The sequence below is a fragment of the Shewanella saliphila genome (genome assembly GCF_014648295.1).
GTDB classification, from domain to species: Bacteria; Pseudomonadota; Gammaproteobacteria; order Enterobacterales; family Shewanellaceae; genus Shewanella; species Shewanella saliphila.
In genome coordinates this window covers 1-25,078 of the sequence record NZ_BMQV01000053.1, presented here as the reverse complement: position 1 = coordinate 25,078, position 25,078 = coordinate 1, and the positions used below count along the sequence as shown (strand labels likewise).

General features: G+C 43.2%; 22 protein-coding genes and 2 pseudogenes. 12 read left to right on the top strand and 12 right to left on the bottom strand.

Annotated features, from left to right (window positions below):
• Window positions 1–134 precede the first annotated feature (134 nt).
• The 4 genes from IEY48_RS20475 to IEY48_RS18090 all read right to left on the bottom strand — a co-directional run bounded on the left by IEY48_RS20475 (window position 135) and on the right by IEY48_RS18090 (window position 3,547).
• Complete coding sequence (locus IEY48_RS20475) at window positions 135–368, bottom strand: hypothetical protein (protein ID WP_229786566.1); 234 nt, start codon at window positions 366–368, stop codon at window positions 135–137.
• Between the two features lie 137 nt (window positions 369–505).
• Window positions 506–1,723, bottom strand: a complete 1,218-nt coding sequence (locus IEY48_RS18100; RefSeq protein WP_229786564.1) for an MFS transporter — start codon at window positions 1,721–1,723, stop codon at window positions 506–508.
• Between the two features lie 455 nt (window positions 1,724–2,178).
• Window positions 2,179–2,820: a TetR/AcrR family transcriptional regulator gene (locus tag IEY48_RS18095; protein ID WP_188922860.1), complete on the bottom strand. Its 642-nt coding sequence runs from the start codon at window positions 2,818–2,820 to the stop codon at window positions 2,179–2,181.
• The gene (locus tag IEY48_RS18090) at window positions 2,798–3,547 is read right to left on the bottom strand and encodes a DAPG hydrolase family protein (protein WP_188922858.1); all 750 of its coding nucleotides are present in this window, start codon (window positions 3,545–3,547) and stop codon (window positions 2,798–2,800) included. The genes IEY48_RS18095 and IEY48_RS18090 overlap by 23 nt, the downstream gene beginning before the upstream one ends.
• 219 nt (window positions 3,548–3,766) lie before the next feature.
• Here IEY48_RS18090 and IEY48_RS18085 point away from each other — a divergent pair, with 219 nt between their 5' ends.
• On the top strand, window positions 3,767–5,809 hold the full coding sequence (locus tag IEY48_RS18085; protein WP_188922856.1) for a tetratricopeptide repeat protein: 2,043 nt from the start codon (window positions 3,767–3,769) through the stop codon (window positions 5,807–5,809).
• 54 nt (window positions 5,810–5,863) lie between these two features.
• Complete coding sequence (locus tag IEY48_RS18080; RefSeq protein ID WP_188922854.1) at window positions 5,864–6,184, top strand: hypothetical protein; 321 nt, start codon at window positions 5,864–5,866, stop codon at window positions 6,182–6,184.
• Between the two features lie 70 nt (window positions 6,185–6,254).
• Here the strand turns inward: IEY48_RS18080 and IEY48_RS18075 are convergent, their stop codons facing one another.
• The gene (locus IEY48_RS18075; protein WP_188922852.1) at window positions 6,255–7,010 is read right to left on the bottom strand and encodes a substrate-binding periplasmic protein; all 756 of its coding nucleotides are present in this window, start codon (window positions 7,008–7,010) and stop codon (window positions 6,255–6,257) included.
• Window positions 7,011–7,460: 450 nt separating this feature from the next.
• Between IEY48_RS18075 and IEY48_RS18070 the strand changes: the two genes are divergently transcribed.
• The 4 genes from IEY48_RS18070 to IEY48_RS18055 all read left to right on the top strand — a co-directional run bounded on the left by IEY48_RS18070 (window position 7,461) and on the right by IEY48_RS18055 (window position 11,342).
• Complete coding sequence (locus IEY48_RS18070) at window positions 7,461–8,510, top strand: hypothetical protein (RefSeq protein WP_188922850.1); 1,050 nt, start codon at window positions 7,461–7,463, stop codon at window positions 8,508–8,510.
• 27 nt (window positions 8,511–8,537) lie between these two features.
• Entirely contained in the window at window positions 8,538–9,593 is a 1,056-nt protein-coding gene (locus IEY48_RS18065; RefSeq protein WP_188922848.1) for a hypothetical protein, read from the top strand.
• 217 nt (window positions 9,594–9,810) lie between these two features.
• Complete coding sequence (locus tag IEY48_RS18060; protein WP_188922846.1) at window positions 9,811–10,194, top strand: DUF3302 domain-containing protein; 384 nt, start codon at window positions 9,811–9,813, stop codon at window positions 10,192–10,194.
• Window positions 10,195–10,196: 2 nt separating this feature from the next.
• Window positions 10,197–11,342 carry an HlyD family secretion protein gene (locus IEY48_RS18055; RefSeq protein WP_188922844.1) on the top strand — a complete coding sequence of 382 codons (1,146 nt, stop codon included), beginning with the start codon at window positions 10,197–10,199 and terminating at the stop codon, window positions 11,340–11,342.
• A 58-nt stretch (window positions 11,343–11,400) separates the two neighbouring features.
• Here the strand turns inward: IEY48_RS18055 and IEY48_RS18050 are convergent, their stop codons facing one another.
• The 3 genes from IEY48_RS18050 to IEY48_RS18040 all read right to left on the bottom strand — a co-directional run bounded on the left by IEY48_RS18050 (window position 11,401) and on the right by IEY48_RS18040 (window position 15,851).
• Window positions 11,401–12,231 (bottom strand): GGDEF domain-containing protein, encoded by an 831-nt coding sequence (locus IEY48_RS18050; RefSeq protein ID WP_188922841.1) that lies wholly within the window; start codon window positions 12,229–12,231, stop codon window positions 11,401–11,403.
• An 853-nt stretch (window positions 12,232–13,084) separates the two neighbouring features.
• Window positions 13,085–15,388, bottom strand: a complete 2,304-nt coding sequence (locus IEY48_RS18045; RefSeq protein ID WP_188922839.1) for a xanthine dehydrogenase family protein molybdopterin-binding subunit — start codon at window positions 15,386–15,388, stop codon at window positions 13,085–13,087.
• Window positions 15,372–15,851 carry a (2Fe-2S)-binding protein gene (locus tag IEY48_RS18040; RefSeq protein ID WP_188922838.1) on the bottom strand — a complete coding sequence of 160 codons (480 nt, stop codon included), beginning with the start codon at window positions 15,849–15,851 and terminating at the stop codon, window positions 15,372–15,374. Before IEY48_RS18040 ends, IEY48_RS18045 begins: the two co-directional genes overlap by 17 nt.
• Before the next feature lie 882 nt (window positions 15,852–16,733).
• Between IEY48_RS18040 and IEY48_RS18035 the strand changes: the two genes are divergently transcribed.
• From IEY48_RS18035 to IEY48_RS18025, 3 genes are read left to right on the top strand one after another with little or no spacing between them, the layout of a single operon-like run.
• Entirely contained in the window at window positions 16,734–17,051 is a 318-nt protein-coding gene (locus IEY48_RS18035) for a hypothetical protein (RefSeq protein WP_188922836.1), read from the top strand.
• Between the two features lie 33 nt (window positions 17,052–17,084).
• Complete coding sequence (locus IEY48_RS18030; protein ID WP_188922835.1) at window positions 17,085–17,345, top strand: hypothetical protein; 261 nt, start codon at window positions 17,085–17,087, stop codon at window positions 17,343–17,345.
• Window positions 17,346–17,356: 11 nt separating this feature from the next.
• A complete protein-coding gene (locus IEY48_RS18025; RefSeq protein WP_188922833.1) occupies window positions 17,357–18,943 on the top strand; it encodes a PepSY-associated TM helix domain-containing protein in 1,587 nt (528 codons plus the stop codon).
• A gap of 59 nt (window positions 18,944–19,002) precedes the next feature.
• On the opposite strand, the gene IEY48_RS18020 is transcribed toward IEY48_RS18025, so the two are convergent.
• Both IEY48_RS18020 and IEY48_RS18015 read right to left on the bottom strand, forming a co-directional pair.
• The gene (locus tag IEY48_RS18020; RefSeq protein WP_188922831.1) at window positions 19,003–19,698 is read right to left on the bottom strand and encodes a pirin family protein; all 696 of its coding nucleotides are present in this window, start codon (window positions 19,696–19,698) and stop codon (window positions 19,003–19,005) included.
• A 99-nt stretch (window positions 19,699–19,797) separates the two neighbouring features.
• On the bottom strand, window positions 19,798–20,244 hold the full coding sequence (locus IEY48_RS18015) for a DoxX family protein (RefSeq protein ID WP_188922829.1): 447 nt from the start codon (window positions 20,242–20,244) through the stop codon (window positions 19,798–19,800).
• A gap of 159 nt (window positions 20,245–20,403) precedes the next feature.
• Here IEY48_RS18015 and IEY48_RS18010 point away from each other — a divergent pair, with 159 nt between their 5' ends.
• The 3 genes from IEY48_RS18010 to IEY48_RS18000 all read left to right on the top strand — a co-directional run bounded on the left by IEY48_RS18010 (window position 20,404) and on the right by IEY48_RS18000 (window position 24,091).
• The gene (locus IEY48_RS18010) at window positions 20,404–21,300 is read left to right on the top strand and encodes a LysR family transcriptional regulator (protein ID WP_188922827.1); all 897 of its coding nucleotides are present in this window, start codon (window positions 20,404–20,406) and stop codon (window positions 21,298–21,300) included.
• 163 nt (window positions 21,301–21,463) lie between these two features.
• Window positions 21,464–22,837 (top strand): SNIPE associated domain-containing protein, encoded by a 1,374-nt coding sequence (locus tag IEY48_RS20470; RefSeq protein WP_229786562.1) that lies wholly within the window; start codon window positions 21,464–21,466, stop codon window positions 22,835–22,837.
• A 12-nt stretch (window positions 22,838–22,849) separates the two neighbouring features.
• Window positions 22,850–24,091 (top strand): GIY-YIG nuclease family protein, encoded by a 1,242-nt coding sequence (locus IEY48_RS18000; RefSeq protein WP_188922825.1) that lies wholly within the window; start codon window positions 22,850–22,852, stop codon window positions 24,089–24,091.
• A gap of 147 nt (window positions 24,092–24,238) precedes the next feature.
• Here the strand turns inward: IEY48_RS18000 and IEY48_RS17995 are convergent.
• Together IEY48_RS17995 and IEY48_RS17990 are read right to left on the bottom strand one after the other, a co-directional pair.
• A pseudogene (locus IEY48_RS17995) lies at window positions 24,239–24,952 on the bottom strand (MFS transporter); the annotation flags it as partial.
• A gap of 12 nt (window positions 24,953–24,964) precedes the next feature.
• Window positions 24,965–25,078 (bottom strand): annotated as a pseudogene (locus tag IEY48_RS17990) (ISAs1-like element ISSpu13 family transposase); the annotation flags it as partial.

Here is a 25,078-nt window from a genome sequence, read left to right as displayed (position 1 = left end):
ATCTAGCGCGGAACTCATCGTGGAGCGGGTGGTAAAGCACCTAATGAAGACTCCGAATACATTAGCGCAAACCAACCTCGTTATCGAAAATATCATTTGCAATAACGAGGCGGACCATACATTTTTTATGCTTGTTACTCAGACAAACCGCCAATGATTGGGGTTTTGGGCTGAGCCAGTAATAAATCGAACAAATATTTTGCTGAGCGCAATAGCATCAGCACCCCGCCAACCCCAATGGCAAATGCGCCGGTAGCCAATGGGCTGACATTAGGTGCAAAGCTCGCTGCAGTAGCGGTTGTTCCCCACAAAATGGATGCGATGGCGATAGCAAATGCAGCAGTGACAGGGCTGTCTTTAATAAACATAAAAAGCCTTAACGATGGTTATCAATAAAATTGATGCTATAGCCACCCGCATTCGAATTTGTTCTTTTCGCTAAAATGCGAATAAGGGTTGGTATTCTTTAGGGTAACGTAGTTTGTTATGTGGACGTATTTGTTTGCTAACCGACTGAGTTAACCGACTTATTTAACGTGGTATTTCTGCCGCCACCGAAGCCGCACAATGCACACAATAGCGCAGCAATAATGCATAACCACAGTGGCCCTTTCCAACTGCCTGTTGAAGTATGCAGAGCACCCGCCATCATAGGGCCTATTGCCGCTAATAAATAACCGACACTTTGTGACATACCAGAAAGCGAAGCCGCTTGATGCGGGTCATCTGTGCGTAAACTAATAAACGACAGCCCCAAGATAAAACAGCCCCCAGAACAAAATCCCAACATAATCGTCCAGAAAAACGCTAAGTCAGGCATGTATAACAGCCCGATTGCGGAGCTGGCGCTGAGTAATCCCAAAATAAAGCTCAGCGCACTCTGATCTTTTAACTTAGCCAGCAGTGGGATTAATACCAGGCCGGGGAGCGCTGTCGCAATTTGAAAGGCGCCATGATATGCCCCAGCTTCAACCGCTGAGTGGCCGGTTTCTGTCAATATGCTGGGCAGCCAGGTAATGATGATATAAGTCAAAAATGAGTTTAAGCCGAGCAATAAGGTAATTTGCCACGCTAATAAATAGCGCCATACACTTTTTGATGATGGCGCAAATTGCGACCTGCTCGCAGGTTTTGTGTGCTTACCCAGTTGGGCTATCCACACTATTAAAGTGGCAACAGTTAATATTGCCGACGAGCCCAATGCTAATTGCCAACCCAAACCATTTAATTGACTCAACGGAAACACCAACGCAGAAAAACCACCCGATGCCACTCCCATGGTGAGGACATAAGCAGAAGTCATGAGTGCTACTTTTGTGGCGAAATCACGTTTGATTAAACTCGGTAATAGCACGTTTGCAATGGCAATACCGACACCAATAACCGCAGTGCCTACAAATAACATAATTGATGAGTCGAACACTCTTGCTAAAATGCCTAATAAAATCAGTATTAATGCGACAAATAAGCTTTGCTCTAGGCCTTGTCTTCTGGCAAACATGGCTGCCATAGGGGAAATAATCGCAAAAGCAATAAGCGGTAGTGTGGTGATAAAACCAGCCTGTGAACCGCTTAGTGTGTAGTGATCAATAATCTGTTCTAACACAGGGGCAATGCCGGTAAACGGCGCGCGTAAATTAGCCGCAATCAGTAAGATACCCATCACTAGTAATACGCCTGCAAAGCGTGGTTGCGGGTTGTTTTTATCGGTTGGTAACATCATTTGCTGCTTTAGATTTCACTTAATAATGGTGACAGTATATACCCAATCAACTTGAAGATACGTGTTTCAGAGCTTCACCGTGTTTTCAATACTAGGCGCGTTAATGCGATAATGTAGGTACCTTATAAATTAGCGCAACAACGCTCTTGATTTAATAATCAGGGAACACGGTGAAACTCCCAAAGGGCAAGTTTTACACGCGTTTATGCTGCGGCTTTTGTTAATTTAGCTGATTTTGGAAAGGGAACACCATTACCTGTAATCAATGCCTTGCCTAAACGCGTGTAAATTCTTGTTGAAATCGAGCATCTTCAGGATAAAGTATTTCCTGTAGAGATAATGTAAATATAGTGGCATTAAATAACCCGAGTTTAGGTTAAAACGAACAAGGGGGCGCTGAGGCCGACAATGTTGAATCTATAGCGCCTAGGGTAAATTGGCGTACTCATCACGGGTTACTCGCCAAACAAAATGTTAATAATTAACCCTTTGTAGTGTGGGATAAAATTGGCGTCGGTGATGTCGGTTTGCGTTAATGTTTTTTGCAAAATAGGGAACAGTGCTGGCGCTGAGATAAGCCCCAGTAATGCAACTAAAAAGGTGTCTGCATTAAAAGGCTGTAGCCGCGGCGAAACGGCTTTGGCCTGGTCAAATAGGTTCGATACCATGTGATGTGTTTGGTTAAGCTTATCATCAAGGTATATTGCACGTTCGCTGTTAATGTCGTGTTCCATACTGATTAAACGGACGAGTTGTGGATGACGTAATAACGTATCAATCAGCACTTCCACCGCAGTTTTAAACACGGCTAATGGTTCATGTTCATTTTTTATCACCTGCGCCAACGACATGGCCAACTGTTGTTGGTAGTCGGCAATATTTCTATCGGATATGGCGTACCAGATATCTTGCTTAGCACCAAAATGATGGGTAATGGTGCTGTGAGTAACATCCGCAAGCTGAGCTATTTCACGTAGCGAGGTAGCATCGAAACCTTTAGTCGAAAACAGAGTCGATGCACTCACCAAGATGTGATCTCGGGTTATTTCGGCTTCAACAGCCTTTTTACGTCCACTATTCACTCGTTTGGGACTCACTTTTTGGGCCTTGTTGTTGATAAAGTTCAGGCAAGAAGCCTGCTAAAATATTCATCTCTTCAATGGCATGGGTCATTAAATCGATAGCGGATTGTTTATTTGTGAGCATTAATCTTGCTACTGCGGTATTGCCAAGTAGCCCTTCAATTGAAAATACGGTGTCATTGCCACGACGTTTTTCAACATAGCCTTGCCAAAAAACTGAACGCATTTGTGCGCCATACTCAGTGTTTTGTACCACATGACACATTTGGGCGCCATTAATCGGTTGCTCTAATAATCCCGCTCTAGCGCAGATAATAAAGCGATCACTCTGCGAGGTATATTCACCTAAAATCTCAGTTGGATCAACAAATTGTATCCGCAGTTTTTGAAGATCTTTACCTATGTATTCATGCACTAAATGGCTGGCGCCAATCACTTCACCTGGGACTTTGTTTTCCCAATCCATCCACACATGTGCCTTGGGGTGCCAGCGTTGATAATGCGCTGTTGTTTGCAAGTAATCGGCAAACCACCAACGCACCATATCAGCCGACACGCCCGGCATTCTGGTTAACGCTCTCACTTCGTATATGCCATTGGCCTTGCGCTCTACTCCTGTTTCGAGCTCAGTGTAAGTTGTAGATAACAGCGTTTTACTTTTTGCGCTGGTCGCCCAAGGGTTAAAACCAAATATGGCGATTAACAATATGGCTCCAAGCACACAACTAAGGATAATTTTCATAATTCTCTCTGCTCAACGCTAAATTTATATTACGAGTGTATAGTCAAATTTTAATTTTGCAATACACTTGTATTGCAAGTGGGAGGCGGATGATTGAATGTCTTTTAAATAGAATGATAATCAGTGCTTTTAAAGTATTGCGATTAATGGCTTAGCGCTTTATTTTTATCTATTAACCGTTATGATACGCAAAGGATAAATAATCGTTAAAGGAATAACATGTACCGCTTACTTTTCATCTTCATGAGTGTGGTAATGCTCACCTCTTGCGCCTCGACATCAACCAATAATAGCTCCGCTATGGCACCTGCTGAGCGTCAACATGGAGATGAACAGCTGCGTTTGGCCGAGTCATACTACAACGATAACCAACTTGAAAAAGCATTAGCGCTATACCAACAACTGGCTAAACAAGGTCACCCAAGAGCTCAGGGCGAGCTGGGATTGATTTACGATTTGGGCGCGCTAGACGTTAAAGAAGATAATGCACTCGCGTTATATTGGTATAAAGAAGCGGCGAAACAAAATGATCCACAATCGATGGTTAATTTAGCGTCTTTTTACCGTGAGGGTGAGTTTGTCGATAAAAATATTGATACCGCAGTGTCATATTACCAACAAGCAATTAATCAACAGTTTGCTATGGCAAATTGTGAGTTAGGTTACCTGTATTTAGATGAACCCAATTATCAAGATTTGCACAAAGCTGAGCGCTACTTTCTTGCGGGAGCTGAGTCAACACAAGTTTCTTGCTACTTGGGGCTGGCTTACTTGTATGACTTTGAAGTAAATGATCAAATAAAGGCTTTTCAATGGTACAAATTAGCGGCTGACAGTGACTCTGCAATTGCTCAGTACAATATCGCGTTAAAGTATTTAAACGGTACTGGAATAGATAAAAATCCTAAGCTTGGCCACCAGTATTTGGCTATTGCCGTAGAGCAAAATTATCCACTGGCGGTGGGGTATTTGGCTCAAATATATGATTTTGGTTGGGGTGTTGCTGAAAATAAATTAGCAGCGGTAGAGCTTTACCATAAAGCGGCAGAGTTGGGTGATGCCGACTCTCAAGTCAATTTAGGCTTACTGTATGAAGAGGGTGAGCTGGTTCCTGAAGATATTAATACCGCGTTACAACTTTATACGTTAGCGGCAGAGCAAGGTAATGCCATTGCGCTCAATAATATTGCCGCGATTTATTTGCGCGGTGACAAGGTTGAGCGAGATTTAGACATTGCACTGCCGTTGTTTTATCAAGCTGCAGCATTGGGTAGCCCCAATGCATTAACTAATTTAGGTACCATGTCGCGCCTTGGCAATGGTGTTGAACAAGACGATAAACAAAGCTTTTTATACTATAAAGAGGCCGCCGACTTAGGTTTTACGCCTGCATATTTTCAATTAGGTCAAAGTTATCACCTAGGGACCGGCACAGAAAAAAACGACGAATTGGCATTATCTTACTTGTTAGCGTCTACTGAATATGATGAAAGTGCGGCTTTTTATATCGGCATCATTTACTCAAAAAGCCCTTCTGTAACGCCTGATTTTGATAAGGCTATTTCATATTTTGAAAAGGCTTATGAGTTAGGTCGTCAAGATGCAGCCTCTTACTTAGGCTGGATTTATGAAATCAAGAGCCCAGCGCATCATGATATTGACAAGGCCGTTTATTGGTATCAACAAGGCCTTTCAAATTCATATTCTTGCATGAGGTTGGCTCGATTATATTTACAAGGTAAAGGCGTGCCCCAAAATATCGATAAGGGGTTAGCGCTGTATCATGAGTACGCCAAAATAAAAAAATACGACATCGATGAGCTTATTGGCAACTTATATTTTTTTGGTGAAGTCGTCGATCAAGATTATCAAAAAGCCCTTTTTCACTATGAGAAGGCGGTCGCCAATAATCAAAGTCAAGCCGCCAATAACCTAGGCGAAATGTACCGATTAGGCCATGGTGTGGCTAAAGACATTGATAAAGCGATTTCACTTTACCAGGCATCTACTGAGTGGGGTAGCGTGGTATCCATGGCAAATTTAGGTGAAATTTATTTAAATGGTGAAGGTGTTGAGGTTGATCGCGAGCTTGGTATAAGTTGGTTAACTAAAGCGGCAGAGCGAGGACAAAATGATGCCCAATATCTTTTAGGGCAAGGCTTAATTACCAATCAACAACAAGCTGCTGGTGAACAGTGGATTAAAAAAAGCGCAGAAGCGGGCAATAAAAAAGCCATACAATATTTAACTGAACATCAATAATACGGTTTAGCTGCTATTTAGTTAATTTACCTCGGCTAGGTGATGGAGAGAGAAGTGAATGGGTTCAATGTGTGTTTAGGTGCAGTGTTAATGCTGATGTCTGTGTCTGTTGTGGCGTCTGAATTACCGACCCGTGATATCAGTGAGATTATTTCTAAAGAGGAGTTTTTGTCTTATGAAAATGTCGCTGATTTTATTGAGCACTCGCCTAAGGTCACAGTGTTCGTGGCGCCTGAAGCAGACGATATTGCCAATTATGGCACTGATGTAATGAAAACCTTAACCGGCTCCGATTGTGATAGAGACGGTAAAATGGACAGCAACCCCGAGTGCAATGCGGTGTTCTATAAATTGTGGGTGAAATACCAGCTATAGCGGTCGACACATAAGCAGGGATGGTGACAAAAATAGATAGCGCTTGATATCTACGAGTGCCGTTAAACTGCTACTTTACCGGCTTTAATAACGCATCCTGCATAGCTTGAACGTCAAATTGCGCTAAGCCCTGGTTGACAGTATCGCACCACTTTTTACCCTCCTGAGTATTATTAAAAGTGATGTGCAACGTTTTATCTTGCACGATTTTGGGGTTCACTTGTAATAGCGGAGCAACTTTTGCTACTTGTGGATCAGACTTTAGATATTCAAACACGTTAACGTCCATAATGATGGCATCGATTCGGCCAGCGGCCAGCTTTAAAATATTTTGTTTTTCATCGATACCCGTCTCAAACTTTTGGCTGCCATTGGCAATCATGTCGTCTATTTCAACGGTATTGATATAGCCTTTTAGTACTCCTAATTCATAATGATTTAAATCGCTGGCCTTGTCCCAAATAATCGGGTTACTTTTGCGTTCTATCAGTACGATAGGGCTGGCGCCTATGGGTTCTGAAAACAATAACTCGCTAGAGGGATTATAGTAAGTGGGGTAATAGCCGATGACTTGACCTGTTTTTACAGTTCGGGATGCTCGGTTCCAGGGCAAAATACCGATGGCGAGCGTGTGACCTTGATAACTCAATGCTTGGGTAATGATTTCACTGTTGATGCCATGCTTGGGGAGAGCGCTGCCAGTAAAAGGTGGCCATTCTATGGTTGAAAGCTCGAGCGTATCGGCCTTTACTCCTGCAGATAAACACATTGCCAGCATAAAACATATGCACAATGTAGGTGTTCTTTTTAGTAATGCATCCATCATCCTTTCACCAATCCGTTGCGAGCTCATTTGCAGCACGTCTTAGTATAAGCATAAATTGAACACAATTTGCTTTGTTTATACCGAGTGGGTCACGGTTTAATCCAATAGTTAATTTTTGATTTACCAACATTACACCTGCTTAAATAAAATAGTTGGAGTAAAAGCTTAAAACAGCTTTTTGAATCCCTTGTCAGCTGACAATTGTCTATAGCAGCCGACAGATAAAAGCTTTCGCCACTGTTCTTTTTATCGCCTTTAGTTAATTCAAACAACGCGCTGTTTTGTCGGCCTGTAACAAGGTTTTTAGCCTGTTTATTAAGGCTTGCAATGTTTTTTATCTGCTCTATGTTGAGTGCGGAGTTGTAACAAAACACATGGATGTATTAACAAAACTATAAATAATTGCTAACAGCAAATTTGATGCTGTAGCAGATAAAAAGAGGACAACCCATGAAAAAATCGATGTTGTTGCTGTTAGCTGGTTTATTCAGTTGCGCAGCACAAGCGGCAGTCAGTGGCTATCCAGTGGTATTGGTGCATGGCTTTCAGCCGGATAACTTACAAAGCAAACCTACTGGGGCACAGGTGAGCAATAATGGTGCTGATTATTGGGCGCAATATTGGCGCGACAGAGCCGACGAGCGTATTGATTGGCCGTCGCAAGAGCGAGTAGCCGATAAAATCACTAGCCAATATGTTTGGCCAAAACTGCAACAGATGTCGCGCGATGGCACCTGTGCTAATGGATGTGTGTTTGTGAGCCATTCAACAGGTGACTTAGTGACGCGATATATTATCGATAACCAAGCATTATGGTTGCAAAATGCTGGCCTACAGCCGCTTAATATTGTGGCAACGTTCGACTTCGCGGGTGCTGGTGGCGGTGTTGAGTTAGCTGATTTAGCAGTCAATGTGGCTAATGGTTCGGGTTTAATTAATTCCGCTGTCAAACTCGCGGTGTCGTTATGGCTCGGTGCTACGCCGTCATCATCTAACATTGGGGTGTTAAATGATTTACGAGTGAATACCGCACGTCAATTAGCTTCATTTCCCGACAGCAGAGTACCGCGCTTACGTTTTGCTGGCGCAGGTTCAGATTTTTTAGGAACAACTGGGGCTTTTTTGCCAGGCGAAGATGACGGTGTAGTTGCAAGTCATTCTAGTTGTGGTGCGGCATCTGCCAGCGGTTATAACAGTTGCTCGCGCAGTGTTGCATTTGACGGCAAGTTAACCTCGGTTAGTGGCCCAAGTGCATTTATGCCTTACCATTATCCTATGTTGATGAGTGAAGGTTATAGCCACAACGACACCATTGGCAGCAGCGCTAAAGATGAAGTGACCACCGCCAATAATAGTTCGGCTTACTTAAATGGCGACAACATCAAGTTTACTGCCTATGACGAAAAACGTGGCTGGTGGATTTTTAGTTCGCGTTATAGAGTGGTAAGTAACTCAGAGAGAACCAGCATGTCGTCATTGGTTTATCAGGCCGCAAATTAGTCCCAACTCAATGCGAGTTAAGCCATTATGAAACATAAAAAAATTATCAGTATTGTTGCCCTGCTCAGCGGATGTGCAGGATATTGGTATCTCTTGTCTGAGCCAGCTCCCACGCTGGCCCAGGCAGTTGTTCCAAACCAAGACTCTCAAATCGCTACTCATCAACCCAGTGTGGTAAAGCCGATGAAGCCTAAGCAAGTTACCGTAAAAGAAACCGTACCCGAGACGGTGAGCGAGCGCTTTTCATTGCTTGCTAAAGCTTATGCACAAGAGCTTTCTTTGCCTGCGTATTCGGTGCCGCTTGGGATTGATGATGTTCATTTGTTAAACCCTAATCGTTATGTGCCACAACCTGTGATGTTAGAAGGGGGGGCCAGCGCGAGTATAGTGATGCCTAAATATCGCTTTAGTTTTCCTGAACCCGTCACGGTGACGTTAGAGGTTAATGGTTTATCGATTAGCGGTGTCAGCGCCTCGATTAACAGTGAAACCGATGCAAGCGCACCGGTGTTGACTGAAGATGAGATGACGGGGCAAAACGGGCTCTGGACAGTGCAACTCGATGCCACAGAAGAATGGGATGGCCCGATGTCGGTCAATGTTACTTTTAGCGCTAAAGGTAAAAAGCAGACCTTAACGACGGGCATTGAATATAGCTACCCAGCAGCGACCATTACCGGTGTCGGTGAGGTGCGGGCTGAGGGGAGTGATATGTTAATCCCACTAAAACTCACGGTCGAAAAAGCCGGTTATTATCGGGTAAGGGCCAATTTATATACTACAAATCAACAGCCTGTAGCGCTGTTAACCGCCTCTGAAAAACTGTCTGAAGGTGAGGTTGAAATGGAGCTCAAAGCCTACAAAGGCGTGCTGCCTAAGCAAGATGGTGAGTTTACTCTGGGGAGTTTTGTGTTGGAGCGCCGCCCAGCAGTACCTGGGGAGTTAACACGTTATGGTCGCAGTAATGAGTCGAGCTATGAGTTAGGGGGATTTGCTGTTGAACAACTGTCTGATGAGCCCTGGCAGCCTGACGAGCAAGAAATGCAGCGTTTAGAGTTTTTGCAAAAAATGGCTAATGAATAGGTGTAAAAATACTGACCCGTTAATGTCAGTTAACCTTGCTGTAAACTCAAAGTGAATATCATATTTCGAAATGAGCAATTCTCTTTTATGTAAGTGTGAATATTCTCTGTTTTTTTATTGGATTGAAGTGTACTTTTTTTGAACAGTCTTATACTCAATATACCGCCAAACTTATTTTTATACTCACAAGGATTTACGGCGGAAATTGGGAGGATACATGTTCTTAGACTACTTTGCGCTAGGTGTGCTTTTTTTTGTCATCATCTTTATTTTCTACGGCATTATTGCCATCCACGATATTCCCTATGAGATTGCCAAAAAACGCAATCACCCCCAACAAGACGCCTTACATATTGCCGGCTGGGTCAGTTTATTCACCTTGCATGCAATTTGGCCATTTTTATGGATATGGGCCACCTTATATCGTGAAGATAGAGGTTGGGGGTTTAGTGATTCTCGCAAACGAGAATTAATACTAGAAGGAGAGGTAAAAGAGTTAATTCAGCATGTGAGCGCGTTAAACGAACGCTTAACGGCGTTAGAGCAACCCGTCGCAGTGGGCAAACCGCCCCAATCAGATGATAAACCACAAGAGGCATAATCATGGACTTATTACTCATACTGACTTATGCCGCCATTTGTATCGCGATTTTTAAAATATTTAAGATCCCATTAACTAAATGGACCGTGCCGACAGCCATTCTTGGCGGTATTGTGTTAATCGGTACCTTATTAATGTTGATGAATTATAACCACCCATACACCCGTTTTGCCCGAGAATACTTTGTCACTATCCCTATTGTGCCAGCTGTTAAAGGATTAGTGACAGAGGTGAATGTAAAAGCTAATTCGCCGATTAAAAAGGGCGATGTGCTATTTAAAATTGACCCTACACCTTACCTTGCGGTGGTTAAGCAAAAACAAGCAGCGTTAAAAGAGGCAGAGTTACAAGTGCCGCAACTTGAAGCTGCATTTAACATAGCCGCTGCTAAAGTGGAGCAGGCCACAGCAGATAAAGACCGCACTGAATCTGCGTATAAACGTTATGAAGAGGGCCATAAAAAAGGCGGGCGTAACTCGCCTTTTACTGAGTTAGAACTCGATAATCGTCGTCAATTGTTTGTTTCGGCCTCTGCACAGCTTAATGCCGCAAGTGCCGAAGCGTTACGTACTCGCTTAGCTTATGAGTCTAACCTTGATGGCGTCAATACCAAGGTTGCAGGGCTTCAGGCTGACTTAGCTAAAGCTGAGTATGACTTAGCGCAAACCGTAGTGAGAGCCCCGTCTGATGGTGTTGTAACACAACTTGCCTTGCGCGAAGGTGCCATGGCTGTGCCATTACCTTTACGCCCAGCGTTGACTTTTATCCCTGCTGAAACCCGTTACTTTGCTGGCGCTTTTTGGCAAAACTCATTGTTAAGGTTAAAAGAGGGAGATGACGCTGAAGTGATTATTGATGCAATGCCTGGGCGAGTGTTTAAAGGCAAAGTGTCTAAAGTTTTACCGGCAATGGCTGAAGGTGAGTTGCAATTTAGTGGTAATTTACAGTCGTCTGATAGATTGTTTCAACGGGGCCGAGTGTTAGTGTTGATTGAGCTCGAAGATGATGCTTTAAGGGAGTCATTACCTGCTGGTGTGGCCGGACAGGCAGCGGTTTATACCGATCACTTTAGCCATGTCGCTGTTATGCGGAAAGTCTTGTTAAGAATGCAAGGTTGGTTAAATTACCTGTTTGCCGAAGGTCATTAACGTCTATAAAAATACATTTTGCGTTAATCTTGCGGTCGCTAATCTGTTTATATTGTGTTTATTGCACTTTATTGCGGCCGCCATGTTTGGCGCTATATAAGGCTTTATCTGCACGACAAAATAGCTCGTTCATTGAGGTGTCACCCTCGGTGAGCGTGCTACAACCAATTGATATGGTAATATTAATCCCCTTACTGGTTTGTGCCACATAAAATGAATGTTGAGCTATTTGCGCTCTAATTCGCTCGGCAATCACCTTGGCTTCATTTTGATCTGTCATCGGTAAAATCGCGGTAAATTCTTCACCACCAATGCGTGATAACGAGTCCGATTGGCGCAATAACTTATCGCAGGTTTGGGCAAACTCTTTGAGTATCTGGTCACCGCCTATATGACCATAACAGTCATTAATCGCTTTAAAGTAATCGATGTCGATAACCAACAAAGAGAGTGGTTGATTAAACCGAATCGCGCGGGCACATTCTTGCTTGGCGATTTGATTGTATGAACGGCGATTGTGTACACCGGTGAGTTGATCGGTATTGACCAGATTTTCAATATGTTGGTGGGCATCTTCTAATGCTTTTTGGGCATTTTTTAATTCGGTAATATCAACGCCCATAATGATGGTATTGCCACTGTCGAGATTAATTCTGGTCATTTTAAACCAGCGCCCATCTGTTAAGTCAGTTTCGTATTGATTAAGCGCTTTGTCTGAATGCAGCTTATGCAGGTTTGCCAACCATTGCTCAAAATTGTCGGTGTTGATAATGACGCCTTGTTTGGTTTCCCAAGCGTTGCGCAATAAATCGGCAGACTTTTTGCCCGTTGCATTTTGTACTGTAGTACCAAATATGCTGGCAAAATGTTGATTGCAATATATACCCAAACAACCTGAAGATGCTCGATTTCAGCAAGAATTTACAAGCGTTTAGACAAGGCATTGATTGCGGGTAATGGTTATTCCCTTTCCAAAATCAATAACGCAGCATAAACGCGTGTAAAACTTGCCCTTTGGGAGTTTCACCGTGTTCCCACTACGTTGTTGCGCTAATTAATAAGGTACCTACATTACCGCATTAACGCGCCTAGTATTGAAAACACGGTGAAGCTCTGAAACACGGATCTTCAAGTTGATTGGGTATATAACTTCCTTGTCACTGTTGATTACGCCTAAGCAGTTTGGCGAAATTTCTATTCCTTCTAGAAGTATGGCTTCTAAATTTGCAGGTATACTTTTTGGCATAGAATACTCAAGGATGTGGCAATGCTTATTCATAATTATAAGTTAAATTCGTCACTTTTTTTTAACAATTAGTAAGTTAACCTGAGATCGGGATAATAAATTCCTTTCAAACAGTCCTTTGCCCTGCTAACTGCGTTGAATCGACTTACAATAGGCTAGCTATTGACGCGTCAATTCGCCTTCTTAGCAGAACAAATCACAAGCTTGAAAGTTAGGAGGAGTAACATGTTGATTTTAAATAGCATAAGTTCATCCCTTATCCCGATCTCAGGTTAGATTAGTATAGTGCTGCTTTGTGGTGGGTGTTGTTTGTAACTGTTTTTTATTGGCTTTTTTAAAAAGTCACAATATGAATAAATTATTTTTTGTCAGTCTTATGGTTGAGAGGGTTGGTATTACGGTTGATAAAAGTAGTATAGCGGAGATAAAAAAAGCCCGACTATGATGAAAATCGTCGGGCTTATTGGGTGTGACTTATTCAAACAACTAAAGCATATTAAATGCTAGTCAGTTTGTTTTTAAGATCGTTTGGCTTCATTGGCAGCTTACGCATGCGCACACCAACCGCATTATAAATTGCGTTGGCTATAGCTGGCGCTACTGGCGTTACTGCTGGTTCACCTAAACCTGAAGGTGGTTGAGTGCTTGGGATAAACTCAATCTTTATCTCTGGCGTTTGGTAGATACGTACTGGCGTATAAGTACTAAAGTTTGAGTCTTTATACTGACCATTAACGATCTCGGTGCCTTCATGAATAGCCATTGATAAGCCCCATAACGCCGCGCCCTGACACTGTGCTTCAGCGCCATTAGGATCAACAATAATCCCGGCATCAATCGCGATATACAGTTTTTGTACTTCGATGCTGCCACTGTCTTTGTCTACCTGCACTTGAACGGCACAAGCCACCCAGGTAGGCATATCGCGCTCTTGACCAAAGGTAGAGGCAATGCCTAAACCGGTGTTTTCGGCTTGTGGTTTGCCCCACTCAATCATTTCAGCAACTTTTTTCAGTACAGCAGCCTGACGAGCAGCGCCGCCAGCAGCAACAGGTGTGGTCCCCGCGTTACGGCCTTCGGCAATTAGCATGTCGAGGCGAAATTGCAGTGGATCTTTACCGGCATGATGCGCGGCTTCGTCCATAAAGCTTTCAACCGCCCAACCTGTCCAACCTGGTCCGACTGAACGTAACCAACCCGGTCTAAAAGTGGCAATGGCTAAGTCGTTAGACACCGCCCGCACTTTTTGTGCGCCTACGCTGTACCAGTGATCGGCACCAGCAATTGAGAATGGATCAAATGGCTGACCATTAACCCCTTTAGGCATAAAGCCGGGTGCTAATACTTGTGTTGGCCAACCTGCCGTAGCGTGATGTTCCATGGCGGTAACGGCTTTTTTATCATCAAAGGCCATTTTTAATTGCTGTACTGAAGCAGAGCGCGCACTATCAAATTGCATATCTTGCGGACGCATCATCACCATTTTGACTGGCTTGCCGCCTAATGCTTTAGAGGTTAATGCTGCAGGAATGGTGTAGTCGCCATTGAGTCTGCGACCAAAACCACCGCCCAGCATATAGCTACGGATAACGATGTTAGCTTCGTCTTCACCTAATGCTGTCGCTAATACAGGCAAGGTAAGTGACTGCCACTGACAACCTGAATGCACTTCCCAAACACCATCTGGATTTTTAAATACCAAAGCATTTAACGGTTCCATTTGCGCATGCAGTACGGTGCTGGTGATGTACTCTTCGGCAATCGTACTTTTTGCGCTGGCAAACGCTGGTTCAGTTTCAACATTACCCGTATCTAAAATGCCGCCTTTGCTGGCGTCGTTGAGTAACGTTTTACCGTGAGCAATAATATCGGCCTCAGACACATTAGCGGTTTCGCCTGCATCCCAGGTTACTTTGACTAGTTTTGAGGCTTTTTGTGCGGCAAAAAAGCTGCTGGCAATAACCATTAACCAACCCGGTACACTGCCACTGGCATCATCTAACACGATTGTTTGTTGATAGCCTTTAACCGCTTTGGCGGCTGAGTCATCAAATTTAACCACTTTTGAGGCATAACGCGTTGGCGGCAAAATGGGGTTGGCGTACACCATGCCATCAACTTTAGCGTCGATACCAAATACGGTTTTACCATTGGTTTTATTGGCGATATCAAGCGAGGTGACTTGTTGGCCAACCAACTTAAGATCGGCATTGGGCTTAAGCGGCAGTTGCTTGAGTTCTTCTTCGGTAAATTGGCGGGTTAAGCCCATTTTGACCAATTCGCCAAACGACAATTCGCCTTTGCTTGATACGATTTTACCGTTACTGGCTTTACAGTCAGCAGGTGCAATGCCCCACTTTTTAGCGGCCGCTTCAATTAATGCCGTACGACCGGCGGCGCCCGCTTGACGGTACACAGGCCAGCTTTGTGAAATAGACCAACTACCACCCGTGACCATATAGCCCCAGCGAGGGTCACTGTCTACGTGGATAATTTCAATATCATCCCATGAAGCTTCAAGCTCATCAGCTAGAATACGCGCAATAGCCGTACCCACATGCTGGCCCATTTCTGAGCGCATAATGTTGACTTTAATTTTGCCGGCAGTGTCGATTGAGTACCATAAAGACGGCTCATAAATGTCGCCTTCACTTGGTAGTACTTTGCCGTCTGGGCTAGCGGGATCCATGGCTGCCATTAAGTGGCGAGGAAACCCAAAGCTGACACCAACTGCTGTCATGGCAATTAAAAAACCGCGGCGGGTCATGCCAGCCGATCCACGTTTAGGCAGTCTGCTCATCGTTGCTCTCCTTGATTGAGTTTGCAGCTTCATGAATGGCACTACGAATACGCACGTAGGTCATACAGCGACATAGGTTTCCGCCCATAACCGCGTCAATATCTTTGTCGGTCGGTGCTGGGTTGTCTTTTAATAAAGCGGCGGCTTGCATAATTTGCCCAGATTGGCAGTAACCACATTGCGGCACTTGCAGTTTTTGCCAGGAGATTTGCAGCGGATGGTCGCCTTTTTCAGATAGGCCTTCAATCGTAGTGATCTCAGCGCCTTCCACTGACGATATTGGGGTAATGCATGAGCGTGTTGCTTGGCCACCAATATGTACGGTACACGCGCCGCAGCTACCAATACCACAACCAAACTTAGTGCCGGTCATGTTGAGTTCATCGCGGATCACCCACAAAAGCGGGGTGTCGCTTTCTACGTCGGCAGTCATCGGTTTGCCGTTTAAAATAAATTTTGCCATTGGTCACTTCTCCAGTGAATTAATGCTCAAACTTGGGCTTGATAACTATCTCGCCCACTTTTTAGTTTTGACTAGGTGTTTCCCCAGCTGGTTGACGCTCAATACATCACGAAACCGCTCATCGTAATACGATGGGACGCATGGCGGTTGTTAACTCTATCGAGTATTACGTTGTTAAGGGGAGTTGGATCATCTCAATGCGCTGCAATAGCAAATGTCAGTAGTGGTTAGTCTTTAGCTCACTGATCATTTAGGTAACCCAGCGCAACCAAGGTGTTACTTGGTCGGATAAACTTTGATGAGTCATGACTGTGCCTGGCAAAGGCGACGAGATCTATCATAAATTGCCAAGCCGATATCATTGCTTAACCTAAAATTACTACGCCACATACGTTGTTCTCGATGGATTTTGGCCTATTAGGTTGCCTTATTTTCTACACGTTAAGTGCAATAAATAAGGGAATATCTCATCGTACGCTCCCTGTTCGAATCTTTATTTATATTTGGTTAATATTTAAGCCTAAGCAATGCTTATTGCTTTGTAAAGAAATCAATCGTCAGTAAATTAGTTATTAATAATACAGCAAGCTAAAACTGGAATACATGAGATTTTGTAATCGCAACGATCATGTTAATTCTTTGTTTAATAATCTTTTTATTTCGTTTAAGCAATGTTGCTCATTTAACGTTATCGCTTATTTGAACAGCAAGTTGAATAGCAAATTAATGAGGTTATTATCGACATTCATGGCCGATAGCGCTATTCGATGTTGGCCTAGCCTAATAACGTAAGTTTGGCCCGATATTCTGCTTGTATTTACTGTTGTTATTTATGATAATGAATGAAAACTATTATCATTTGCATTTGCGGGTTAAGTCATTATGGAACTCATCAGCGTTTCTTCTTTATGGGTAGGGTGTTTGTTTGCTTATTTAGCGTCTGATAAGCAGCAACTTATTAGCCTGCCGTTTCCTAAACTACTCGCGTGGAGCCTAGGTTGTGCCGCTATGCTATTTGCTGTGTGGGGTTTTAGTCATACCTACAGTTTGCTGGTGGCTAGTTTATTAGTGATCATTTGCGTCATGACCATGTGGATGATGTTGGTGTTGCTCGCAGCTCACTTCAAAGGCCGCAGTATGTGGGTGAGTTCGTTCGGTTTCGCATTATTTGTCAGCATTATGTTGGTTGGCGTTAAATAACCCGTCGCTCAGGATTCAGTAAGGTTAAATCAAATGTGGTTAAAGTCGCTTGCAGCTTTTGGTTGGGGGTTATTACTGGCTGTCTGCCTGGTGCTAATAGTGTTTCGTTTGTTGCCGTTAGCGGTAGATACCAAATTGTTTATTGGCATGCTGTTAGGCTTTTGTTTATGGGTTGCGGTGATGGCGTATTGCTACAGCCGTAATACTGCTAAAGCGGCCAGTATTGTTTGTGGTAAATGGTTTGTTGTCACTGCTGTTGCCAATGTGTTGTTGTTTTATATTCCTGTTTATTAATGAAGCCTGTAATGAATCCTCGCGCTAACGCCCCACATAAAGTGATTAAAAACCTCGTCGAAGCCCACAGTTGGCTTGGGCTTATCATTTCGCCATTACTGTTTATCGTATTTTGGGCCGGTGCGATTACACTGTTCCATGACGAAATCGCACAGTGGGCCATTACGCCACATCACCCAGTGCAAAGTAGTCAGCAAGACATACCGCTTGGCAGCTTAGTTGAACAAAAGCGGGCAGAATATCCGCTTGATCAACAAGGGCGTTTTCGGATCAATATGCCCACCGCATTAGTACCTTATTATATTTTTTATATGGAAGTGCTCGACGATGCCGCAGAAAGTGGCCGTCAATCTTTAGCCATTCTGGTGGATCCTAAAACCGGTGAAACGGTTGCGGGTAAAGATGACTTCTTGTTATCGCAATTTATTTATCGGTTGCATTACAACCTGCATTTACCCGGTGGAAGCTACCTCATCGGGATGGTGACATTAGTGTTTTTGTTTGCCCTAATCTCTGGGGTGTTTATTCATGCCCGCAAACTGTTCAAACACTTTTTTCAGTATCGAGTGGATAAGCAGCGGCGCGATAAGTTATTAGATTTACACACTGTGGTCGGCGTCATGACGCTGCCGTTGACCTTAATGTATGCCTTAAGTGGCTTGGTGTTAAATTTAGCCATTGTGTTTCAATTGGCGTTTGCGATGTTTATTTACCAAGGCGATCAACAAGCCTTGTTTAATGATGCAGGCTTTAAACGAGTGGTTGAGCCTCGCAGCCAAACACCGATGATAATGGACAACGCTTTTGAGTTGATTGAGCAAACGCGGCAGCAAGACAATTTTGAATTACGTAATGTGATTTTTCATCATTACGGCGCCGACAATGCATTAGTGCAAATTCGTGGTAGTGATACCGCCAGTTTTGCCCAGCGTGATGAAGTGACTTATCGTATTGCTAATGGTGCCGTGGTCGATAAGGTCAATGCTGAACAATACAATGTATTCCGCCAGGGACGCGATGTGTTAGTGACGCTGCATTTTGGTAATTTTGCCGGTATGGATGTGCGGATTTTATACTTCATTTTAGCCATCGCCATTAGTGCGATGATTGTGGCAGGCAATATGTTGTGGATTAATAAACGCCGCACCCAGCGTCATTCTTCGCCGCGCAGTATTGCCATTGCAAGTGCCGTCACTATGGGTGGATGTGGTGGCATTATTGTGGCCACAGCGGTTGGCTTTTTATGTGAGCGAGTGTTACCTGCCACGTTGCCAGCCCGCGGTGATTGGCTTGTTGCCTGCTTTGTACTGGCTTTGTTAGCGACCATGTTAGTGAGTATTAACATTGGCAATGTTAAACGCCATATTAGCCGCTTATTATTGCTTACTAGTGCACTGTTATTAATAACATTGATAGCCGATTGGCTGATGTTTGCTGAGCAGATTATTCACCTGTGGCAAAACGGCTTTACTGCAGTGATTGGCGTGCAAGTTGCGATGGGCTTAATGGCTGCTATTGGCGTGTTTAGTGCGCTAAAACTAAGAGGCGCGCAGCACGTTAATACTCCAGAAAAGCTTGGTGTACCGCTTGTTAATTAATCAGGTGAACGAAACGTTTGCCTGCGATAGCATTATCACAGGCATCACGAGTGTTGGCATTAAGGCAAATCAAATAATAGTGCAGTAGACTGGTCGTCTAATTGATTTTTAAAGGTGATAGTTTGTCGCTCAGTAATTTTTGCACCATCACCGGCCGCGAGTCTTTGTGACTCGACTTTTAGCTCACCTGCAACTTGATGCACATAGACTTTTCGCCCCGCAGCGATGGTGTAAGTCAGCTCTGAATGCGGCGCTAAAATCAATTGTGATAAGGTCGCATTTTGCTTTATGTGCAGGGTGTCATTTTCGCCTGTTGGCGTGGCAATGGTGGTTAATCCTATAGCCTGGCCAAAGTTTTTTTGCTGATACCCTGGCGTATTACCTAAGGTATTGGGCTGGATCCAAATCTGTAAAAACTTCAATGGCTCGGTTTTAGACGCATTGTATTCACTGTGAGTAATACCGCTGCCGGCCGACATAAGCTGAAACTCACCTGCGGGTAACACTTCAACATTACCTTCACTGTCTTTATGGGCAATGGAGCCTTGTAACACATAGCTGATAATTTCCATGTCGCGATGGCCATGAGTGGCAAATCCTGCACCTGGATCAACGCTATCATCGTTAATGACTCGCAGGGCTGAAAAGCCCATATGCTCTGGGTCATAATAACTGCCAAATGAGAAGCTGTGTTTACTGTCTAACCAACCAAAATTGGCGGTGCCGCGCTCGCTTGCCGGACGTAAAGTGATCATGATGTTCTCCTATCGCTTAATATACGTTTATACCAATCAGAGTTGTGTTTTGATCTGATTGGTATATACGAAATTTGGGTTTGCTAATTTGATCTGAGGTTACTTAGCTAATCGAGTGGTAATAGCGTTATCGATTGCGACTTTGCCTGAACCTGACAGTGCCAATGACACGCTGGCCGCTAATAATGCCAAAGCATACTCATAACCGTTGTTAGACATAAATAAGCCGTTGCTTAGGTGAACACTGGCAATGGCAATCACCATGGTAAAAGCCAGTGCGACAGCGGCTGGGCGAGTCAGTAAACCGAGTAAAATAAATAAGCCACCAAAGAACTCAGCACTGCCTGCCATAAAGGCCATTAACACGCCTGGCTCCATTCCCATTGACGCCATCCATTGCCCAGTGCCTTCTAGGCCGTAACCGCCAAACCAACCAAATAATTTTTGAGCGCCGTGAGCCATAAATATAATCCCGACAGGCACACGCAATGCCAATGTGCTAAAGCCTGCAGTAGAGTGTGTAATGCGTTTAACGAGTGCTTTCATTGTGTATATCCTCAATATTTTTAAACTATTCTGTGATGCTTACTAAAGGCTTATTTAGCCTGTCTCAGCGATTGATAATGAGTATATTGGGACTTGATTGAATAAAAAATCGGAATAAACTGAGTTAATAGTTCAAATTTTTTGAATAAGGATAAATTCATGCACCATGCCATTACCATCGATGCACTAAGGGCCCTAGACGCCATTGAGCGCAAGGGCAGTTTTGCAGCTGCAGCGGCGTCGTTGTATCGAGTGCCGTCAGCATTAACCTACACCATCAAAAAACTTGAAGACGACATGGGCACGGCGTTGTTTGACCGCAGCAAACAACGGGCACAGCTCACCCCTGCGGGTAAATTGGTGTTAGAGCATGGCCGCGATATTTTGTTGGCCACGAATCGACTGATAGATTCTGTGCAGCAATTAGAGTCGGGCTGGGAAACTGAAATTAGATTGTCGCGCGATACGGTTATTCCTCAAGCGCCGTTGTTTCAGTTAATCGAGCAATTTAATCAGCTCGAACACTCGGTAGATATTAGTATCGATGTTGAAGCCGTGGGCGGTGGCTGGGATGCCTTACACAGTCGCCGCGCCGATATTGTCATTGGCGCTTCTGGCGAGTTACCTCGAGGTGTGTATCAAACCCATAAAATAGGCGAGATTGAATTCGTGTTTGCGGTGGCGCCACATCATCCATTGGCATTTGTTGATGGCGTATTAGAAGCCGACAAACTCACCGAATATGCCTCGGTTGTGGTGGCCGATACTGCACAAGTATTACCGACTCGCAGCAGTGGTCTGTTTAAAAGCAAGCAAGTGATTAAAGTGAACACCATGGAAACCAAAATAGCGGCACAGCGCCAAGGTTTGGGGATTGGTTTTTTACCGCGACACATGGTGCAGTGCTATTTTGACAGTGGTGAGTTAATTGAAAAACAATGCTCAATTCCACGGCCTAACCAGAGCTTGTATCTTGCCTGGCATAAAGAGCATCAAGGCCGCGGATTTGAGTGGTTTATTGAGCATCTGCCAAAAATTGATTGGGGCTTGAGTTAACTAAAGCTGAAAAGACTCAGATGTGCGCACAGAGTTAAGTTTCCAAACTCTAAATAGGATAACTTTATTAGATTTAATCATCTTATTTTGAGTTAATCCTTCTTCTCAAAAAGGTAATATTTAGAAGCAATTATCTGAATACTTTAGTAAGGTAAAAATCTTAATGACCATGGAAGGTGCTACTACGATGCTTAACGAACCAACGCCATATCAAATAATCACAATAATATTGATTATTTTTACCACACTAAACCTGTTTTTTATTTATTCCAATTCAAAAAAGCGTGCGCAAATTACCAATGAAATTGGTCTTATAGAGAAGTTACTTGAAAATAAATCTGTGGAAGAAATCGCTAATGAGCTGAAGAAGTCGTTTCAAGACGTTCAACAGAAAAAATCTGCAGGTCAATCCGTTTTTCAGCAGTTAATAGAACCTTTACAACATAACAAAGATAGACTGGCGTTTATTGATGCTGGGTTATTACCTCCAGCCTTTAAATTCGATGATACTGAGTTATTAAAAGAGCAGATCTATCAATGCCGAGAGCAACAATTGATCTTGATATTACGGGGAGATGCAACAACTGCTTATTCAAGTTGGACTTGGGACGGCAGCAAGAGCAAGGGTACTGAAATGGTTATTGCTTACCAAAACTTGTTGCTTAAAGCGTTTAATGCTGAATTCGATGTAATTAGAAAGCAAATGCGCCACTCTACGTATGAAACGGCTCGCAAGAAACTGCTAAGACTTGAAGAGCAACTAGCAAAGCTTGGTGAAACAACGAATGTTTGTATTTCGGGTGAATACGTTGCTCTTAAAACGCAAGAACTACTGACTTGGCACAAAGAGTTAGAGCACAAAGAAGAATTGAGCCAACAAAAGAAAGCCCAACAAGCTCTTTTACGCGAACAGGCCAAACAATCAGGCCAAGATACAGAAGATCTTGAGGACGAGATTTATTATCGTAAATCTGATTTGAAAAAAGCCAAAATGCTTGCTCTGAAAATGCATGGTGCTAATGCAATTGATATGGAGAGCAAGATTAGCAAAATGCAAAAAGAGATTGAGAGAATAGAAGCTAAGTTTGAAAGAGCTACTTCACAAGCTCAAATCACTAGAGTGGGGTATATCTATGTGATATCTAACATTGGCAGTTTTGGGGAGGGTGTTGTTAAGATTGGCATGACACGCCGACTTGAGCCCATGGACCGAGTAATCGAATTGGGCGACGCTAGTGTACCTTTTAGGTTTGATGTTCATACATTAACGTTTGTTGATGATGCACCTCGGATAGAAAGATTGCTTCATCAAAAATTTAACGGCAAGCGTGTAAATGTTGAAAATTACCGGAAAGAATTCTTCAAGGTCACACCACAAGAAGTATCGAATGCAATGAAAGATCTTGGTATCGAATGTGATTGGTACTTTGATGTTGAAGCTAAGGAGTACAGAGAAAGCTTATTAATAAGAGAGGCGATTAAACAAGAACATTCGTCAGTTAACACTGTATCTAGCAAACTGCCTGAATTTATCTAAAGGATTAGTATTATGTATATTGTTATCGCGGTATCCGTATTTTTATTCATATCCACATACTTCCTTTTTAATTCACGCTCAAAATTAAATGAAGTGAGCTTAAAACATTCAACATTACAAAAGATTTACGAGCCAGCAGCACTTGAAGAAAAAAAATTATTAGAACTTTCAGATGAGTATAGTGAGTTGCAATCTAACTATCGGACAAAATTAGTAGAATTGAGACAAAGCGAAATTCGTTTATCTCAATACTACTTAGGTGTTGGTACTACTGATTCAGTCGCATACATTAACTTGATTAGCAGTGAAGATGTTGATGATATTGAGCTTAGGCTAGCTGATGTTAAAGACTCGCTAAAACGTTTAGTCAGTAGCAAGGAAGCTTGTGTATGTAAAATGGGAAATGATGTTGTTGTTAATGGCAGGAGGTCAGAAGCCAAAAAACTGATTAACCGAGAAATAAAATTACGCCTTCGTTGCTTAGATAATGAGTTTAAAGCAGCGGCAGCGATGGTTGATTGGAATAATATCAACCGGTTTATAGATAGAGCCAGAGATAAATTCAATGAGATTAACCGTTCAGGTACAATTGTTGAAACTTACCTAAAAAGTGAGTATCTAGAGCTAAAAATAGAAGAACTAAGGTTATCATACGAGCTAAGCCAAGCTAAGCAAGACATCAAAGAATACGAGAGAGCAGAAGCCCAATTAAAACGAGAAGCCGAACGTGAAGATAAGCGAATTCAATCGGCAGCGTTGAACGCTGAAAAAGAACGTAAATTGATGGAAAAATTAGTGGCTGAAGAATTGGCTAAACTAGAATCTGGTGCAGAAGAACAAAAAGCATTGTATGAACTTCATAAGCAACAGCTAAATGAGTTAATTGAAAAAGAAAAGAGAGCAATATCTTTAGCTCAAACTACGCGTGCTGGTTACGTATACATCATCTCAAATAAGGCATCATTTGGGGGAGATGTGGTTAAAATAGGTATGACTCGTCGTGCAAATCCAAATGAGCGTGTCAAAGAGCTCGGGGATGCATCGGTTCCTGAATTGTTTGATGTCCATGCATTTGTGTTTACTGATGACGCACCTACATTAGAAAAATACCTACATAATAAGTTTGCTGGTCAGCGTGTGAATATGGTTAATGGTCGTAAAGAGTTTTTCTACGCAGACCCAAATGATGTATTACGTGAATTATCAGATTATGATGGGAAATTCGAATTAGAAGTTTTTAAGGAAGCAAGCTAATCAAAATTAACCCCGTATCAGTCGGAAAAGTAAATTAGCTGCTTAGCTTAATGCTAAACAGCTAATACGTTATGATTCCGCTTTTTTGTAAGGCTTAACTTGAGCTAACTAGCCTTGTTGTCGGCCGCTCTAGCTCAGAAAAAACCATTACGCCGTTGCCTGAGATACCGCAGTGTTATTGGTTTTATTGTCTAGCGAGCCACTGTAGCGGGTTAATGCTAATGCTAACAATACAATCACCGCGCCAACCCATGGGGTATGCATTAAGCCTGCTTGTTCAACAATTAATCCGCCGCCCCAGGCACCCAGTGCAATACCCACATTAAATGCGGCAATATTGAGGCCTGATGCCACATCAACTGCGTTAGGTGTATGCTCTTGCGCTAGTTTAACCACATAAACTTGTAAGCCTGGCACATTACCAAATGCAAATGCGCCCCACACTAAAATGGTGATAACCGCTGCAATAGGGTTAACCGCAGTAAAGTTAAATATCACTAATACGGTGGCTAAACCGATAAAGATAATACTCAGTGCTTTGATTGGGCCTAACTTGTCGGCCATTTTACCGCCCCAAATATTACCGATAGCCACTGACACGCCGTAAACCAACATAATCAGACCTATCGCATGAGACTCAAAGCCAGACACTTGCTCTAAGATGGGTGCTAAGAATGTAAACGCGACAAAGGTGCCGCCGTAGCCTAATGCGGTAATGGCATACACTAATAATAATCGTGGCTGAGTTAATACCTTAAGTTGAGCGGATATTTTAGTGGCCGCAGGCTGCTGTAAATTGTTTGGTACCAATAAACTGCTGCCTATCAACGCAATAAGGCCTAATAGCGCTACCGCTAAAAAGGCAGGGGCTGATTACACTTTTTGACCAGCGCCAAAAATAATATCTTCCCTGAAATCATCACTCCAACAAGCCCTATTGAATTTCTGATTTTGGCTTGTTTTAGCGGGATGTAGCTTCACTAGATT

Excerpts from the sequence above, each read along its gene's own strand:
- IEY48_RS18070 (WP_188922850.1), top strand. The coding sequence starts at position 7,461 with ATGAAAAAATCGATGTTGTTGCTGTTAGCTGGTTTATTCAGTTGCGCA.
- IEY48_RS20470 (WP_229786562.1), top strand. The coding sequence starts at position 21,464 with ATGACCATGGAAGGTGCTACTACGATGCTTAACGAACCAACGCCATAT.
- IEY48_RS18030 (WP_188922835.1), top strand. The coding sequence starts at position 17,085 with ATGTGGTTAAAGTCGCTTGCAGCTTTTGGTTGGGGGTTATTACTGGCT.
- IEY48_RS18025 (WP_188922833.1), top strand. The coding sequence starts at position 17,357 with ATGAATCCTCGCGCTAACGCCCCACATAAAGTGATTAAAAACCTCGTC.
- IEY48_RS18035 (WP_188922836.1), top strand. The coding sequence starts at position 16,734 with ATGGAACTCATCAGCGTTTCTTCTTTATGGGTAGGGTGTTTGTTTGCT.
- IEY48_RS18040 (WP_188922838.1), bottom strand. The coding sequence starts at position 15,851 with ATGGCAAAATTTATTTTAAACGGCAAACCGATGACTGCCGACGTAGAA.
- IEY48_RS18065 (WP_188922848.1), top strand. The coding sequence starts at position 8,538 with ATGAAACATAAAAAAATTATCAGTATTGTTGCCCTGCTCAGCGGATGT.
- IEY48_RS18075 (WP_188922852.1), bottom strand. The coding sequence starts at position 7,010 with ATGATGGATGCATTACTAAAAAGAACACCTACATTGTGCATATGTTTT.
- IEY48_RS18055 (WP_188922844.1), top strand. The coding sequence starts at position 10,197 with ATGGACTTATTACTCATACTGACTTATGCCGCCATTTGTATCGCGATT.
- IEY48_RS18060 (WP_188922846.1), top strand. The coding sequence starts at position 9,811 with ATGTTCTTAGACTACTTTGCGCTAGGTGTGCTTTTTTTTGTCATCATC.
- IEY48_RS18020 (WP_188922831.1), bottom strand. The coding sequence starts at position 19,698 with ATGATCACTTTACGTCCGGCAAGCGAGCGCGGCACCGCCAATTTTGGT.
- IEY48_RS18100 (WP_229786564.1), bottom strand. The coding sequence starts at position 1,723 with ATGATGTTACCAACCGATAAAAACAACCCGCAACCACGCTTTGCAGGC.
- IEY48_RS18010 (WP_188922827.1), top strand. The coding sequence starts at position 20,404 with ATGCACCATGCCATTACCATCGATGCACTAAGGGCCCTAGACGCCATT.
- IEY48_RS18090 (WP_188922858.1), bottom strand. The coding sequence starts at position 3,547 with ATGAAAATTATCCTTAGTTGTGTGCTTGGAGCCATATTGTTAATCGCC.
- IEY48_RS18000 (WP_188922825.1), top strand. The coding sequence starts at position 22,850 with ATGTATATTGTTATCGCGGTATCCGTATTTTTATTCATATCCACATAC.
- IEY48_RS18045 (WP_188922839.1), bottom strand. The coding sequence starts at position 15,388 with ATGAGCAGACTGCCTAAACGTGGATCGGCTGGCATGACCCGCCGCGGT.
- IEY48_RS18015 (WP_188922829.1), bottom strand. The coding sequence starts at position 20,244 with ATGAAAGCACTCGTTAAACGCATTACACACTCTACTGCAGGCTTTAGC.
- IEY48_RS18085 (WP_188922856.1), top strand. The coding sequence starts at position 3,767 with ATGTACCGCTTACTTTTCATCTTCATGAGTGTGGTAATGCTCACCTCT.
- IEY48_RS20475 (WP_229786566.1), bottom strand. The coding sequence starts at position 368 with ATGTTTATTAAAGACAGCCCTGTCACTGCTGCATTTGCTATCGCCATC.